The organism is Chryseobacterium sp. Tr-659 (genome assembly GCF_011752975.1).
In the GTDB taxonomy this organism is placed as follows: Bacteria; Bacteroidota; Bacteroidia; order Flavobacteriales; family Weeksellaceae; genus Chryseobacterium.
On record NZ_VWWP01000001.1, the window covers coordinates 165,285 to 181,516 of the forward strand.

Sequence of the window (16,232 nt, forward strand, 5' to 3'; positions counted from 1 at the left end):
AAATGAGTTTATTTTTTGCTTTTTAACTGAAATACATTTCCCTCAGGATCCGTTCCGTCGCATAACCAGAAAGGATAGTTTTCAAATGTTTTGATTTCCCTCATCTGAATATTTTTGGATAGCAGTTCATTCCGTGCTGTTTCTATATCAATGTCAATATCAAAAACAATTTTAGTATTGTTATCAGATAGATGAGCTTCATTTATTTTTGCGAGATACTGATCTCCCATCTGATGTAATCCGATATGAGCTCCTCCGGCATCAAGTAATGCCCAAACTGGATCTTCCTCCAGCACTTTCAGATTAAAATTATCTGTATAAAAGTTTCTGAGTAATTGTACATTTTTTACGTACAAGATAATGGTTCCGAGGTGAGCATTCATGTTTTATCAGGTTTGAGTTCTGTTTTGTAGTATAAAACTATCTTTCTGTCTTACGGATGAAATCAGCAATAGCTTTTACAAATTGTTTATTTTCTTCATAGTATAGAATATGTCCTCCGTTGATTTTCACAACCTGTTTATTAGGAAATAAAAAAGAATTATAATGATCTTCTCCAATGGAATGATCTTTCGTTCCGGTAATAACCAGAACAGGTGTTGCAATAGATTGGGTGATTGGGGTATAATCCTGCCAATATTCCTTTATTGAAAAAGCTTTTTGGGCAAAGTCGTATGTACTTGGATTTTTGCTGTCGATGCTATTTAATAATTCAATGTTTTGCTTATGATCAGAGAGCATTTTGTAGTCTAATCCTTTCTTAGCCAATGCATTTTTTGCTTTGATAAAATCCGGTAATAAGGTAGAATCTGTAATTTTAAAATCGGTATTCATCAGCTCATTCATATAATTGATTTGCTGCTGCAGAGAATACTTCAGGTTCAGTGTACAGTTAGCTAAAATGATTCCCTTCACATGATCCGGATATTTTAATGCATAGCTGGTGGCCAGAACTCCCCCAAAGGAATGCGCTAAAAGATAGACTTTATCCGCTCCGTACTGTTTTCTGATCTCTTCGATATCTTCTATCATTCTGTCCGGAGAGTAATTTCCATCCGGGGAATTATCAGATTTACCACTTCCTCGCTGATCATAATAAATCATACTAAGATCAGATTCCAGTTTGTTTCCTCCTAAATTTTCAAATGATGCACTCCATGCGCCCGGACCTCCATGAATAAAAATGCAGACAGGACCGCTGCCGGATTTTTTAGTATATAATTTTACATGATCGCTGGTGGTGATAGAGGAGACTTTTTTATCCTGAGCTTTTGTGTTATAATTTAAAGCGAATAAAATAAGGAAGAAGATTTTTAACGTTTGAGTCATTATTTTTTTATGGTATTATGCTCTGGTAAATGAGCATAGCGAAAATAAAGATTTAATGGTAAAGATTCAAATTTAAAATTATTCAGTTTCATTATAAGAATTGACTTTGTATATCAATTGAAATTGTATAGTATCTTTCCTGGAATGTGGATATTTTTCGTTATTAATCTCTTTTTCAAATTCTTTCATGATTTCTAAATCAATATCATCTTTAACTGCGAATTCAATTTCATTTTTCTTCTTTCCCAACTTGAATTGAACCATTATTTTACCTTCCTTCTTAGAGTTTTTAAATAAAGAATCAAAAATTCTATTGGTTTTTTCCACAACCGATTGAATATCCGTCACTGAAGAATTGGCTTTTAATTCCGGATCGCCGCTTAAAAAGATTATTTTTTCAAGTTTGGTTTCTTTGTTTCCTTTATCGACTATATGGGTTTCATTGCCATTTTGATAAGTTTTAAAAGTTCCGTCAGTTGTATACACTTTATTATCAATAGGATTATTATAAGCATTTTTGAGGGGGAATTCATCCAGCCATAATAACTTCAGGTTGTCTTTCAGGAAATTTAAAATGTACCGATGTTTTTCGGTTTGCAGAATAAGTAAAGGCTCATCAATATCAAATGAAATGGTTGACCAGTAATATTTTAATTCATCTTCATTGGCTTTTCGTATCTGATAGTTTCCGGAAAGGTCTTTTCTTACTGCATCCCATATTTTTTTTGAATCATCCAGTTTGGCCGCTGCTTTTCCTTCTACTTCCATGCCGTCAATATGAAAAATAACATTCCCTGGTATATTATTTAAATCTTCAATATTTTTAAACCTTTTCCAAAGTGTTGGACCTATTATTAAATTATCTCCCAGGAAATCATACTTCGTTGTATTCGTTAGACCTTCATTAAGTAATTTTTTTGCTTTTTCGTTGACCTTATCATCAGCATAACGGTAAGTAATACCATTCGGAATGGTTATTTTTTCTGTGATTTGTGCTTTTGCAGTATTGATCAGTAATAAAGGAAGTAAAAGGAATTTTATTTTCATGTTTTTTATAGCCCTGTTTGGTTATCTTAGATTGTTGTTTACTTTCTTCTGATACAAGAAAATAAAAAAATATTTATTTTTTATCAATGGATATTTTTCCAGTATTGTCTTTTGTTTCAATAAATGAAACTGTCCAAGGAATTATCTCTAAATCTTTTATTGGCTCATCTTCGCTAACATAAAGGAACTGAGAGGGAATTTGATCTGATTGTTTGTCAATTCTAAATTCATTATAATGTATTATTAACTTGATGAGACCATGTCCGATATAAGGAGATTCAATTTTAAAATTATATAAATTATTTTCTTTTCCCACGATTTTCTTTTCAAAGAAGATGGTGTGATTTTCCTTTAGGCTAATACGATAAGAGTTTCTGGATACCTTAGAAAAAGTGTCTTTAAGTTCGTCAATTAAATTATTTAATCCTTCTTTAGAATCTTCATAAATTAAGCATCTAAATTGTTTCAAATCGAATGGAATATACTTTGTGTCTTGAGAAACAATAATTACTTTTTCCATGTCTTTTATTGCATGAACAAGTCCCAGTTCATAAAAAACGTTTGCATTTAAGTCCGTTAAATCAGCGATAATAAATTCTGATTCCATAATTTGATCTAAAATACTTTGAAGGATATGAGGGGTGTGAATGTCATCACCTCTAACGCAAATCAAATTAATTTCTTCAGATTGAATTGAATCCTTAAATGCTTCATATACTTTATTGAATTTCTCTGCAAAGGGCATAATTAAAAAACAAGTTCCCTTATTAATTTTACTCTTCTTTGTTTCAAAATAATTTTTTGGATACATAGGTGTGTTATATTTGGTTTTAGTAATAAAGTTTATATGTTATGCCGACAATTTAGGGATAGTGAAGGTCATATTTTTTGTAAAGAAAGAATGAGCTCGCTATAAGGACGAGATGCTTTATTAGTAAAATCAAGATACTGTAGGGATTCTAATCTGGGATGAAGGGTGGTTTGTTTAAGCATTATGGGAAAAATTTTTTTGTTTTTTCCCCATGCATAAGCCCATTCATAGGTTACATATTCTGATTTTCTTGCTTCTGGTGTCATTATGACTATAACAGCCTTAGACCTACTTATTCCATCATCAATTTCCTGCCTCCATTCTTGGCCAATTTTCAATTTCTCACTATCTATCCAACAATTAATATTTGCTTTTTCTAATTTAAGCTTTAAGAGTTCAGCAAAATCAGAATCATCGTGACTATGTGAGATGAAAATCAATTCCTGTTTATCTTTAATAGAAATATTAGATTGATTTGTTTTGTATTTATTTTGTAGAATAATACTTTCAATAGTCTCTATAATACTGTTGAGGGTACGTTCTAATTCCAAGTCATTTAATTCTGATATTGATAAATCATTTTTAGGAAATATTCTATTTCCTACAATCCATTTTTTTGATGACCAATTCGTAGGGGTATAGATTATAGGTATTATATATTTATTATTTTTATCAGCTAATTCATTTAATGTATCTTCGATGATATCTTTAGTTGAAGCTAAATAGTCAGGTGTTACTATGCAGATGATAATATCAAAATCGTATAATCTATCTGCAATTTGGCCATTTGTTAGATCCGTACCATCACTAATTATTTCGTAATTAAAAATTGACACATTTTCTTTATTGAAAATGCTAAGTCTACGAATTATTTTTTCTGCAAATTGTCTATCCTCAAATAGGTAGTCTATAAATAGATTTATAGTTTTTGATTGTTGTTCCATGTTGTTTAGTTTTTTAAGTCTATAGATATTTTAATGTGAAGATCATGATTTAAAGACAGATCATGAAAATGTAATCGGAAAGTTTTTTCTATACAAGTATAATTAGATGTATTTATAAATTCTATTATTAGAATTTTGTTCATTCTTGATTACATAACGGTATAAACTAAGAACCTAATATTTCCAATACCCTTTTTTGTGCCATTTTATAAGCTTCAGTATTCTTTCTGGAAATATATCTTACATATTTATTAAGTTGCAGTTCATTTGTTAATTTTTCGTTTCCGAGTATTCCCATTTTTAATATTCTATCTTTTTCTAGTTGTGTTATTTGAATAAATAAATTATCAATATTTGTGTTTTTTTCTATAGCATCAATAGCATAGTTTAGTGCTTCTTCTTCAGCAAAAGAAAGATCATTAAGAGTACCTAGCTCTGTAAGTAATGTCTTGCGATTAATATCTCTTGAATTTGCAATTCTTTGAATTATGCTTAAACTATGTTGTATTGATAATTCATCGGATTGCAAGAACATATTCTTAAGTTTTGTAGAATTTAAGGCATCTAATCCCAGATGTTCTTGTAATACATTTTTTAAATCATTAATTTTTAAGTCACTAATTTCAAAAGATTTGCATAGACCTATTTCAAGGGATTTAATTAATTTAATAATCCCATCTTCTTCTGCTAAGTTCGCTATATGATATTGTTTTAGATGTCTAGGGATATCACATTCTCCTAACATTGTTGGAATAATATAAATTTGCCCTCCTGGAATAAATTTGGCAGTTTCTATTGCGTAATGTTGCTCTTTATGAATAAATCCTCTTCTTTCACTAGATTTACGAGAAATAATTAACAATAAGATTTTAGTGGTTTTTATTTCATCTTCAATAGCTTCTTCCCATCGTTCCCCAGGTAATAAATCGTAAACGTCAAACCATGTCTTAATATTAAGACTATTTAGATAGTCAACGAGCTTTTGGACGAAAAAAAGGTCTTCTCTTCCGTAAGAGATAAACACTTCAGTTTTAGATGGTTTCATAGTATTAGTTTTAAATAGTTAAAAACTGATATTCATAGGAGATAAAAGATGTATTAGTCCAATTTTAGTACAAGCTAATTCATACTTTTCACCCCGCATAATTTAAGAAAAAAAATCACGTGAAAGTTTGGCGTTCAAATATTAATCATAGACTAACTGAAAATAAAATGATGGGTAGCAAGATTTTCATGGTATATTTTGGGATAAGGCTTATCATTTTCTAAAATGAATTTTTACTCTTTCTCAATTCAAAGAATTTAATAATTAAAAATAAAGATCCCCAAATCAAAAGACCGATAATGATAACGTTGTTTAGCTTTTCTTATTTGATATATGATTCCCACGAGCAATCCTGTAACACCTCCGAGATACCCAAAATTATGAATAGATCCTACGTTGATATAATTTTGTATTTCCTGAGTTTCAAGAGGAATATACCAATCAATATTTTTAGGGCTTAAAAATAAAATTGAATAGAAATATCCCAAGATTCCAGATATGAAAGCAATGCAGAGATTGATCAATATAGACTTTACAGTTATGCTAAGGATATGTATGGTATCAAAAAATAATGAAATGAAAGCATAGGCAATTCCTAAAAATAATCCTACCCACCATGTTGCTAAGAACCCTACGATTCCTACTTTTATTCTGGAAGCTAATTGTAATTGTTCAATTTCAAATTGTGGAAACTTAAGTAAGGTATAATATTCAGGAGAAATGCTGAAAGTAATCTGATCATGAATGATGCCATATGCCCCGGCAAAGAGAATGGAAATAATGATAATAAGAATAAAGTTGAATAACTCTCTCATGAAATTTGACTGGCTAAGTAAGGTTATAGTTTATAAGCCTAATTTACGTATTAAATCATCAATGTGATAAGGACTGAATAAAAATTCAGCCCATTAATCGGTTAAAAAAAGATTTGATAGATTGTAAAGAAAGCATTATTCTGATTCCCATCCGATAGAGAATATTATTTTGGTATTGTAAAAATGTATAGATTTCATCAGGATGATGATACTGTTGAGGGATTCTTTTATTGAGAATTTTCCGTATTCCTCTTCGGATCATTGTTTCTAAAATTATTTTTGAAAAAGATTCTTTTGCGCTTTGTTTGGATTCTTTTTGTGATATACCATTAGAGTGGGTTCTGTAACGGTATAATATTTTATTGATAAATTTAGCATGGCCTACTTCCAGTATTTTGAGATACAAATCCTGATCAACAGCATTAGAAAGAGCTGCATTGATCCCTGTGGTTTTTAAGTAAGCTTCTCTTTTAAAAGTGAAAAAATGGGATACTTCAATGTGGGTATTGAAAAAATATCTGTTATTGTAAATCTGTTTACTGTTTTTAAAAACATGTACTGAATTTAAAAATTCATCACAAATCATAAATTTTGAATAAGCGGCAACAATTTTTGTATTACGTTCAAAAGCTTTTACAGAAAGTTCTAATGCTTGTGGATACACAGCATCATCAGGGTCAATAAAACCACAGATGTCACCGGAGGCGTAGTCTATGCATTTTCTTTTTGTATAGCCACATCCTTTATTAGTTGTTTGGGTGTATACTTTAAATCGGTCATCATTCTTGGTCAAAGCGTAAATAGTTACAAGGGAATCATCAGTAGAAGCATCATCCACAATGATGGCTTCCCAGTTCTGATAGGTTTGAGTAATTAGTGAATTATAGCACTCTTTAAAATATTTCCCATTATTATAATGTGCAATAAGAACTGAGAATTTCATCATATCATTATTTTCGTAAACTTCATACGGTGAAAAACATAACTACCTATATCAGATAAATATTAAGATACCTTAGTATCATTATATTTTTAGAATTCAGATTTTTTATCGATGTTAATAACAGGAAGCTTTGTGTTTGTTTTACGAATATAAAATTCAAACCCCTAAGCTGTGTGAGTTTAGGGGTTTAATTGTGTTATGAAAAAGCTGAAATTTTTATCTAAAGTGTTAACTTATAAAAATTCAACTTGTTGTAATATAATGTTTTATTGTTTTTTTTGTGTTGATTTTTCGAATGCGCAAAAAATACAGGATTTGATCATTTATTATTATCTCACAATTCTAATCTGCTGTAAAATTCCTTTTTCATTTTTAAAAGTAAAAATATAGGTTCCAGGTCGTACTCTGGATAAATCTATCGTTTTATTATAATAGGCAAAACCTTTAATGATCTGGCCTCCATCTGTTGAGTAAACAGTGTATTCAAATTGATTGCTGTTATTTTTATTACTGATTACAAACCCATCTCTGGATGCATTGGTATAAACCTTTGTTTCCAGTACACGATTCTTAGTGGGTGTATTCACTGCGAGTACACTATCGCTGATATCTGCTGCCTGTATGCTTTTGATGGATGATTTGGTTAAAGATGTAGTACTTCCTCCGATGATGTATAGTTTATTGTTATATACTTCCGCTGCAGCATGTCTTCGTGGAATCATATTGGATGACAACTGATGTAATTTATTAGTTGTAGTATCAAAATAAGCCATAAAAGTTTGATTATTATAACCTCCTGCAATAAAAATCTTATTACCAGATACTGCTAATGAGTGGCCTGATATACCGGCTGGCATTGTATATTGCTTAATCCAGAGATTAGCGTTGAGGTCGTAAACATTAACCAGACGGGATGAGGTACCGTTAAAACCCCCAATGACATAAAGCTTATCATTCACAATTTTACCCTTTGCTTCTCTGGCTGTGGGCATATTGGGTAACGGGTGCCAAGTATTGGAAGCAATATCATAATATTGGAATCTATCAGAAAATACAGTGCTTTTGGCTCCGTTTAGTCCGCTGCCACCAAACACATATATTTTACCATTATAGATTGCAGAACCTGCATTTCCTGTATAGGAATGATTAACAGCGCCTTTCGTTATGGTATTAGTTGCAAGGTCAAAAATTTCAAGGTGGCTGTTTCCCCAACCATTAAAAATATAAATTTTATTATTGTAAGTCTCCGAGTTAGCAAATTTTTTGGGAATCAGCGTGGAATTGAGAACACTCCATTTGTTATCAGTAATATTATATTTTTCAATAAAGTTCGCATTACCGCCGTTTTCCTGGTATCCATTGCTCACATAGATATTATCATCCACAATTACACTGGTTATAGCACCTCTGCCCGCAGACATATTGGCGAGATGTTTAAAATCAAGGGTTTGTGCATGGGCTAGTAGTGAGCCCAAAAATGAAAAGAATAATAATTTTGTTTTCATTGGTGTTATTTAATCCTGCTCAATGTTACTACATTTTTTGCAATAGCAATGAAAAGTATTTCGTTGACAAATGTTCTGAATTCTTCTTTATATTTAGGCGTAAATCCGAAACTATGTTTTGTAGATATTGTTTTTTAGTAGTTTTTTAAGATGTCCTCCATTTTTATTTTATTTTTTCAGGATGTTTTTTATACCACTTGTATAAAGCTAAGCTTAATAATATAGGCATAATGATCCTATTCGTTATCAGTAAAAAAAATAATCTAATGATTTGGAACTCTGAAAGTATATTGATAAGTAGTAAATAAGGGTATTTAATAAAAGCATTAAAGGGCTCGTAGCTGGGAGCAGAATAGTCTTCACCATTGAGAAGATTTTTTAACCGATCCATATTATTCTGAGTTACGATTTTATCTGTTTCATCAATGTAATAATATTGAATGTATCCTGCTAAAAAACTAAGATTGTAAGTAACGAAAGAGATGGCTAATGATGTTACGATCAATTTCCCAAGTTTCAATTCTTTACTTTCAAGTATGGTTTTTTTCAGCGCAAAGTATATGATTAAAATATCAGAAAGCAATAATCCATACCAGTAAATAGAAAATAATAAAGTATTTCCTGTTGAAAAGCTTCCTAATTTGAAATAGCTATAATAAAAAGAAAGGACCCTATGGGAAAGAAATAAAATGATGGAAAAGATGATTACATTTTTAATGTAGATTTTATTTTTCATTTGAATGTTGCGCTCCGGGGGAGAGGTTATTAGTTTATTATTATTTACCGGTAAATTTAAGTAAAATTTGGCTTAGTTTTCCGGGATATGAATAAGGTTAGGATTTTGAGCAGTATCTTTTTCTTTCGGCATTTTTCCCCTGATGTTCTTTTGTTTGCATATTTATACGTTATAGAAACAAACATAAGTGAAAGTTGGGGGATAGGAAATGGGAGAGTAGGGGTATTCTATGTGGATAGAATTATAAAGAATCCGAAGTCGGGAGACTTCGAATTTTTTGAAGAAAGTCTTTTTCAGTGTATTAAGTTATCAAATAATCAATATGAAAATTAATTTTTCAAATGTTTCAGCTTGGGCTTTGTACATAGTTTGCAAAATCTATGTTAATTTTTAATTTTTTTCAATATTATTTCTTCAATGTTTTTAAAATCTAAATAAGAAATTCTAATTAAATCTATTTTATTATCAATAGAATATTGATTTTTTATAGCGTCTTTTCTAATTGTTGTTGAAATGATTTTTTGCCTCCGAATGTTTCAATTGGATGAAAGTGTTGAACACCATCATATTCTATAGCAAGATTTAATTTAGGAAGATAAAAGTCAAATATTAATTTTTTGATATAAACACAATCATTGAATTTTTTTTGAAATTCATATTCAATATTCAAACTTTCTAACAATAATCTAATTTTCCTTTCACCAATTGTTTCAGTACATTTTGGACATCCTTTTCTATTTGAATAAATATGATCACTTGGTGTTTGTAAAAAATAGTCATGACTTTTACAATCAATTTTTACTTTTGTATGAGCATTTTTATAATTTACTTTTGCATAGTTATAAATTTCTCCATGAGTATTTATAGCTTTTACAGTAAATTCTTCTTTTGTCATTGGAACATTGCCGGTACATTTGGGGCATTTATGTCCTTTTAAATGTGATTGTGCTGTTTGTTCCCATTCTCCATGAATAAAACAAACAATAGTTATTTTTTCATCAGCTCCGTTATAAATAGATTTTGAATAATCATATAATTCTCCATGGATTTTTTTAGCAAGTGAAATAAATTCTTCTTGTGTTCTGGAGAAATATTCTGATAATTTATTTAAATCACAATGATAACATCCTTTATAGTTATTTACATGATTATTAGGAGTTTGCTTGAAAACTCCATGTTTTTTACAAATGATCTTTATTTTTGTAAATGCACCATCATAATCTGTTTCTGAAAGAGAATAATCGTATTGATTTCTATGTGTTTTTTTGGCTTGTTCAATAAATTTTTTAAAAGGTTTGAGTCTTTTATTTCGAGCCTTTTCAATTCCGCATTTAGAACAGCCTTGCCTTCTTTTAATGTGTTTATAAGGAGTCCGTTCAAATTCTCCATGCTTTGGACAAATAATTTTTATTTTAGTATCAACATTTACATAATTAGAAAGTTTATAATTGTAAAAATTTCCATGAATCTCATTTGTTTCAAAAATAAACTTCTTAAATCTTTCTGCTTTCATGAAATTTTACTTAACGTTTTGTGGTGGATAGGAAATCGAAACACAAATATTGAATTTATTACCAATGTTTAATTAAACAATGACTGTTGAGTTCTACACTTAATTATATTTGATATAAATTCCTTGTTAGCAATAGGTCTTATTTCTTTTTTAGTATTTTAAAAATCGCAAGTGTAGTTGATGCCAATATTGCTATAATTATGCTTGATATTATTCCTATATAAAAGTCATTTTTTTGAAGAAAATCATATAATGGTTTTGATACGTTGTCATATTTTTCTTTACCAATAAATATTAATCCTGATGCTAACGCTGTCATGATACCTGCAATTATTGCAAAGCTTTCAGATGTTCTAAGGACTCTTCTATATCTATTTTCAATGCCTTTATTTATTTCTCCCCGCTTCTCGATTATTGACTTAATTTCTTTTTCGATGTTCAAATCATTTGTTTTTTTCTCACTTTCCGTTCGAGTTTCCAGTTCAATATTGTCAATACTTGTTAGTAACTCTCCTTTAAAATATATTTTCTTTAGTTCAATGATAATATTTTCTTTAATTGATTTCTCAAGAAGCGGGTTAGAAATTGTTTCAGACACAAGGTCTTCGATAATATGATTGACAGTGACTTTTTCATTGTCAATTTTTGTTTCCCTTGTTTTAGAATTAATTACTGTTTGAATTTCAAAGGTTGTTAATTGTCTTCTGTCTCCAATTTGATGAGATAAGATTCGCACAATGTCTCTTTTTACTTTATCAATATTATTTTCTTTACTTTTTATAAAGATGTATATTGATAAGGGAATTGAACCTATTGAGGCAATTGTTCCTATAATTGAAAAAAAGTCCACTTGTTTATTATTGGTGTTTTAAAATTGCTATTTATATTCAAATTTACATATTGCGTAAATATAAGATATATACAATTGCTTAATGTTGTTTTTGGTTTTAGCTATCTATTTGTTAGTCGCTAAATATAGAATATAAATATAATATTTCCTTACGGGAAACCATAATCTAACAAAAAAAAACACTCTGCAAGAAGTAGAACGGTTAGCATATTAATTTGCCACTCAGCTACCATATGAGTTCTTTGGTGTTGTTTTTTAGTATTGTAAATTCTAAAAACAGCCTTCTGTCTTTTTATTTTAACCTTACTTCGCGGTTCCAGAATATTCTTTTGAGGTTCTAAGCCCATCCGAAGCTATATAAAACCTATCCGGTGGGGTTCGCCAACCGGAAATTTAATATTGTAAACCTATCAACAGAACCTTAAGACCTAAAAGGAATATTTCAGAACCCCAAAATAGTGTTTCAAGACCTCAGCTTAGATATCCGGAACCTCAGAGGATGAGGTAAGGGAACTTTTTTTCATCTGAAGTAATCGTAATTTTATAAAAAACTGGATCTTTTAAAAGAAGCTCCTCACTATCTAGTGAATCCTTTCATATGGTTTAGTATTATGAATTAAATATTCTAACAACAATATGATCTAAAGGACCTTTTTCATAAGCAGAATTTATTGTATTGTTGTATTTAAATATCCTTGTCAAGGTTTTAAACCTTGACAAGGATGTCAATCCAGGCTCCTGTCCCTAAAACTTAAACCTTGTAAATAAAAACCGCTCTAGAAAGTAGAACGGTTAGTATATTAAATTACTTCGGTCGCCGACCGTTATTCTATTTCAATTTTATGGTACGCGATCCATCGTTTTAAATTCCCGACCATTCGTTTTAAATGATCTTCATTCAGGAAAATATTGGTCCAATATTCAAACCTGTCACACTGCACACTAATGTAATAGGTCATAATGGCTAAACAGGCGAAGGGTAAAAACTGCTTTTCTTCGTTGCTGATTTTAGTTACTGTTTCATAACCTTTCAAGAAGCTTTCTACTTTTTCTTGATATTCTTCTTCGTTTAAATGAGTGGCAAGTAGTTGGAACATAAAATAAGAAATGTCAAAAGATAAATAGCCGTTGCCACAAAAATCAAAGTCAAAAAATGTTATTTCCTTTTCCTCATCAATGTGTAAATTATCAAACCAAACATCAAGATGAACACTTCCATGTCTCATTTTCGATAGGTCAGCATTCTGGATTTTCAGCGTTAAAAAAGCAGAGAGTTTTTCTAAAAAATCAATTTCGCTGTTGGTTGTATTAAAGAACTTTTTTATTCTTAGAACAGGATCATGAAGCAGGTTTTGAGTAGTGTAAGATATTCTCGATAGTTCAAAATTCTCTGTCGATTGATGAACTTTGGCTAATGCTTGTCCGATGAGAAAACTTGTCTGGGGTGAAAATTTTGCGGTCTTTGTGCCTTTGGCAAATGAAAATAAAACACCAAATCTTTTTCCTTCCGGTGCTTCAATTTCCTGTACATATTCGCCCGATTTGTCGGCAATTGGATAAGCAACCTGTTTGTTGTTTTCTTTTAAGTGAATCAATAATCTTAATTCTTCTTCAATTTCTGATTTGGTCCGCCAATTGTGAGTGTAAACTCTGAAAACATATTTCTGTTCGTCATCCTGAACAATATATAAATGGTTCATTGCCAATCGGAAAATGCGGCATTCGGTTTTGTTGCTTAGTTTGTATTTTTGTTGAATAAGTTGGCTAAGTTCATTGGGTGAAAGAGTGCTGTTTATGGTTGGGAATTTAGTGGTCATTAATTCTTGGTTTGTCTTTGGTTAGGGCTTTCTACAATGGCGGCTGACATGCAAATTTACGTATTAAATTAAAATATATTTAAATATCCTTGTCAAGGTTTTAAACCTTGACAAGGATATCAATCTAGACTCCTTTCCTAAAAATTGAACCTTGTAAATAAAAAACCGCTCTACAAAGCAGAACGGTTTATATATTAAATTGTCTTAGCGACTCGCTACTAAATCATTCCTGGCATTCCACCACCCATTGGTATAGCTGGTTCAGCGCTCTTCACTTCAGTGATTACACATTCAGTTGTAAGAAGCATTCCAGATACAGAAGCTGCGTTTTCAAGGGCAACTCTTGTTACTTTATTCTTTATAAATTGCTAATCTTATTTGATCGAACCCATTTTTTCCCCTAAAACGGAATAGATAGGCATTCAATTTCTGACTTTGCCATTTGATATCATCTCTTACTGTTTCTTCTTTGGATTTTTCCAAATCTTCATATACTTCCAGGTATGGTTTTCCAAGATTTTCATTTAAATATTTTTTGATTTCGTGGAATTTTTCATCAAACTGATTAGTAGATATTTCAGCTTTTTCATTTTCATTCCATTCATAGAACTTGAATTGGGTTTGGTCATCTTTTGTAAAAAAATAATCTACTTTAAGAATGAAGTTATTTTCATTTCTTTGATAAGATTTAGGAATTTCAAATGTATGCTTTTCAAAAGTTGGATAAATATCTTCTCCAATTCCCCAAAAATATCCAAGCGTGATATCTTTTGATTTTTTACTTATTTCTTCTTTCTTAATTTCGGTGAATTTTTTAAAAGAAAGATCAACTTCATTTTGAACAGGAACATTATTGAATCTACCTAATGAACAGCTGTAAGATATTAGTATAATAAAGACAAAGAGAATTGTGGTTTTCATTATAGCACTATGTTATTGTGAGATACTACGTATAATTTTTTCATAGTTAGACTTTGTATTTTTATACAAATTTACGCATTAAATTAAAATCCTTGTCAAGGTTTAAAACCTTGACAAGGATGCCAATTCAGGTTCCTTTCCTAAAACTTAAACCTTATAAATAAAAAACCGCCCTGCAAAAGCAGAGCGGTTATATATTAAATTTGTCTTAGCAAGATGCTATTACATCATTCCTGGCATTCCACCACCCATTGGCATAGCTGGTTCAGCGCTCTTCACTTCAGTGATTACACATTCAGTTGTTAAAAGCATTCCAGATACAGAAGCTGCATTTTCAAGGGCAACTCTTGTTACTTTAGTTGGGTCAATGATTCCTGCTTCAAGCATTTGAACATACTCGTCAGTTTTAGCATTGTATCCAAAGTCACCTGTACCTTCTGCTACTTTAGCAACGATTACAGAACCTTCACCACCTGCGTTAGCAACGATTTGTCTTAATGGCTCCTCGATAGCTCTCTTAACGATTTTGATTCCTGTAGTTTCGTCAGAATTGATTCCTGTAAGGTTATCTAAAGCTGAGATTGCTCTTACTAAAGCAACACCACCACCTGCAACAATACCTTCTTCAACAGCTGCTCTTGTAGCGTGAAGTGCATCATCTACTCTGTCTTTTTTCTCCTTCATTTCAACTTCAGAAGCTGCTCCTACATAAAGAACTGCAACACCACCAGCTAACTTAGCTAATCTTTCCTGAAGCTTCTCTCTGTCGTAGTCAGAAGTGGTAGTTTCCATCTGAGCTTTGATCTGAGCTACTCTTCCTTTGATTTTCGCTTCGTCACCACCACCGTTTACAACTGTTGTGTTGTCTTTGTCGATGGTTACTTTCTCAGCAGTTCCAAGCATATCTAAAGAGATGTTTTCCATAGTGAAACCTTGCTCTTCAGAGATCACCTGTCCACCTGTAAGGATAGCGATATCTTCTAACATTGCTTTTCTTCTGTCTCCGAATCCCGGAGCTTTTACAGCAGCAATTTTAAGAGAACCTCTTAGTTTGTTTACCACTAAAGTAGCTAAAGCTTCACCTTCAACTTCTTCAGAGATGATTAATAAAGACTTACCACCTTGTGCAATTGGCTCAAGAACCGGAAGTAATTCTTTCATTGAAGAGATTTTCTTCTCTACTAAAAGGATATATGGGTTTTCTAGTTCAGCTAACATTTTCTCAGGGTTAGTCACAAAGTAAGGTGACTGGTATCCTCTGTCGAACTGCATACCTTCTACAACATCTACCGTTGTATCGATACCTTTAGCTTCTTCTACTGTGATTACTCCTTCTTTACCAACTTTTCCGAAAGCTTCAGCAATTAAAGCACCGATAGTTTCGTCGTTGTTAGCAGATACAGAAGCCACTTGCTTTACTTTATCTGTAGAATCTCCAACAGCCTGTGACTGTGCTTTAAGGTTTTCAACAACTGCAGTTACTGCTTTGTCAATTCCTCTTTTTAGATCCATTGGGTTAGCACCAGCAGCTACATTCTTAAGACCTTCTCTTACGATAGCTTGTGCCAATACAGTAGCGGTAGTAGTACCGTCTCCTGCGATATCATTAGTTTTGGAAGCCACTTCTTTTACCATTTGTGCCCCCATATTTTCTACTCTATCTTCAAGTTCGATTTCTTTTGCTACAGAAACACCATCCTTAGTTACGTGCGGAGCACCGAAAGATTTTTCGATTACCACATTTCTACCTTTAGGACCTAAAGTTACTTTCACTGCATTAGCCAATGCATCTACTCCTCTCTTTAGAGCGTCTCTTGATTCAATATCGAATTTTATTTCTTTTGCCATTTTATTTAGATATTAGATGTTAGACGTCAGATATTAGACGCCAAGCATTATTTGAAAATTATTTTTTATTCAGTTTTAAATCTGAAATCTGATGTCTTATATCTGGAG

15 protein-coding genes are annotated in these 16,232 nt (G+C 31.3%); all 15 read right to left on the minus strand.

The genetic code is table 11. The features are described from left to right. Positions 1–8 precede the first annotated feature (8 nt). Entirely contained in the window at positions 9–383 is a 375-nt protein-coding gene (locus F3J23_RS00790) for a VOC family protein (RefSeq protein WP_167022633.1), read from the minus strand. 37 nt (positions 384–420) lie between these two features. Beyond that, positions 421–1,329: an alpha/beta fold hydrolase gene (locus F3J23_RS00795; RefSeq protein WP_167022636.1), complete on the minus strand. Its 909-nt coding sequence runs from the start codon at positions 1,327–1,329 to the stop codon at positions 421–423. A gap of 78 nt (positions 1,330–1,407) precedes the next feature. Next, the gene (locus tag F3J23_RS00800; protein WP_167022639.1) at positions 1,408–2,376 is read right to left on the minus strand and encodes a hypothetical protein; all 969 of its coding nucleotides are present in this window, start codon (positions 2,374–2,376) and stop codon (positions 1,408–1,410) included. A gap of 73 nt (positions 2,377–2,449) precedes the next feature. Continuing rightward, entirely contained in the window at positions 2,450–3,187 is a 738-nt protein-coding gene (locus tag F3J23_RS00805) for a hypothetical protein (protein ID WP_167022642.1), read from the minus strand. Between the two features lie 68 nt (positions 3,188–3,255). Then, positions 3,256–4,131, minus strand: coding sequence for a toll/interleukin-1 receptor domain-containing protein (locus F3J23_RS00810; protein WP_167022645.1), 876 nt, complete (start codon positions 4,129–4,131; stop codon positions 3,256–3,258). Between the two features lie 166 nt (positions 4,132–4,297). After that, entirely contained in the window at positions 4,298–5,176 is an 879-nt protein-coding gene (locus tag F3J23_RS00815; RefSeq protein ID WP_167022648.1) for a toll/interleukin-1 receptor domain-containing protein, read from the minus strand. Positions 5,177–5,433: 257 nt separating this feature from the next. After that, a complete protein-coding gene (locus tag F3J23_RS00820) occupies positions 5,434–5,991 on the minus strand; it encodes a hypothetical protein (protein ID WP_167022651.1) in 558 nt (185 codons plus the stop codon). Positions 5,992–6,076: 85 nt separating this feature from the next. Continuing rightward, positions 6,077–6,937, minus strand: coding sequence for a glycosyltransferase family 2 protein (locus tag F3J23_RS00825; protein ID WP_167022654.1), 861 nt, complete (start codon positions 6,935–6,937; stop codon positions 6,077–6,079). Between the two features lie 326 nt (positions 6,938–7,263). Beyond that, complete coding sequence (locus tag F3J23_RS00830) at positions 7,264–8,439, minus strand: T9SS C-terminal target domain-containing protein (RefSeq protein WP_167022657.1); 1,176 nt, start codon at positions 8,437–8,439, stop codon at positions 7,264–7,266. A gap of 163 nt (positions 8,440–8,602) precedes the next feature. Continuing rightward, positions 8,603–9,175, minus strand: a complete 573-nt coding sequence (locus F3J23_RS00835; RefSeq protein WP_167022660.1) for a hypothetical protein — start codon at positions 9,173–9,175, stop codon at positions 8,603–8,605. A gap of 484 nt (positions 9,176–9,659) precedes the next feature. After that, positions 9,660–10,688: a hypothetical protein gene (locus F3J23_RS00840; protein WP_167022663.1), complete on the minus strand. Its 1,029-nt coding sequence runs from the start codon at positions 10,686–10,688 to the stop codon at positions 9,660–9,662. A 139-nt stretch (positions 10,689–10,827) separates the two neighbouring features. Beyond that, entirely contained in the window at positions 10,828–11,538 is a 711-nt protein-coding gene (locus tag F3J23_RS00845) for a hypothetical protein (protein ID WP_167022666.1), read from the minus strand. 824 nt (positions 11,539–12,362) lie between these two features. Continuing rightward, positions 12,363–13,355 carry a phosphotransferase gene (locus F3J23_RS00850; RefSeq protein WP_167022669.1) on the minus strand — a complete coding sequence of 331 codons (993 nt, stop codon included), beginning with the start codon at positions 13,353–13,355 and terminating at the stop codon, positions 12,363–12,365. Between the two features lie 351 nt (positions 13,356–13,706). Beyond that, on the minus strand, positions 13,707–14,276 hold the full coding sequence (locus tag F3J23_RS00855; protein WP_167022672.1) for a hypothetical protein: 570 nt from the start codon (positions 14,274–14,276) through the stop codon (positions 13,707–13,709). Positions 14,277–14,498: 222 nt separating this feature from the next. After that, positions 14,499–16,124 (minus strand): chaperonin GroEL, encoded by a 1,626-nt coding sequence (groL, locus tag F3J23_RS00860; RefSeq protein ID WP_121489082.1) that lies wholly within the window; start codon positions 16,122–16,124, stop codon positions 14,499–14,501. Positions 16,125–16,232: the final 108 nt, after the last annotated feature.

What these genes read in the sequence shown, in the direction of transcription:
- F3J23_RS00795 (WP_167022636.1), bottom strand. Translation starts at nt 1,329, where the DNA reads ATGACTCAAACGTTAAAAATCTTCTTCCTTATTTTATTCGCTTTAAAT.
- F3J23_RS00820 (WP_167022651.1), bottom strand. Translation starts at nt 5,991, where the DNA reads ATGAGAGAGTTATTCAACTTTATTCTTATTATCATTATTTCCATTCTC.
- F3J23_RS00835 (WP_167022660.1), bottom strand. Translation starts at nt 9,175, where the DNA reads ATGAAAAATAAAATCTACATTAAAAATGTAATCATCTTTTCCATCATT.
- F3J23_RS00830 (WP_167022657.1), bottom strand. Translation starts at nt 8,439, where the DNA reads ATGAAAACAAAATTATTATTCTTTTCATTTTTGGGCTCACTACTAGCC.
- F3J23_RS00850 (WP_167022669.1), bottom strand. Translation starts at nt 13,355, where the DNA reads ATGACCACTAAATTCCCAACCATAAACAGCACTCTTTCACCCAATGAA.
- F3J23_RS00800 (WP_167022639.1), bottom strand. Translation starts at nt 2,376, where the DNA reads ATGAAAATAAAATTCCTTTTACTTCCTTTATTACTGATCAATACTGCA.
- F3J23_RS00815 (WP_167022648.1), bottom strand. Translation starts at nt 5,176, where the DNA reads ATGAAACCATCTAAAACTGAAGTGTTTATCTCTTACGGAAGAGAAGAC.
- F3J23_RS00840 (WP_167022663.1), bottom strand. Translation starts at nt 10,688, where the DNA reads ATGAAAGCAGAAAGATTTAAGAAGTTTATTTTTGAAACAAATGAGATT.
- F3J23_RS00855 (WP_167022672.1), bottom strand. Translation starts at nt 14,276, where the DNA reads ATGAAAACCACAATTCTCTTTGTCTTTATTATACTAATATCTTACAGC.
- F3J23_RS00790 (WP_167022633.1), bottom strand. Translation starts at nt 383, where the DNA reads ATGAATGCTCACCTCGGAACCATTATCTTGTACGTAAAAAATGTACAA.
- groL (WP_121489082.1), bottom strand. Translation starts at nt 16,124, where the DNA reads ATGGCAAAAGAAATAAAATTCGATATTGAATCAAGAGACGCTCTAAAG.
- F3J23_RS00810 (WP_167022645.1), bottom strand. Translation starts at nt 4,131, where the DNA reads ATGGAACAACAATCAAAAACTATAAATCTATTTATAGACTACCTATTT.
- F3J23_RS00805 (WP_167022642.1), bottom strand. Translation starts at nt 3,187, where the DNA reads ATGTATCCAAAAAATTATTTTGAAACAAAGAAGAGTAAAATTAATAAG.
- F3J23_RS00825 (WP_167022654.1), bottom strand. Translation starts at nt 6,937, where the DNA reads ATGATGAAATTCTCAGTTCTTATTGCACATTATAATAATGGGAAATAT.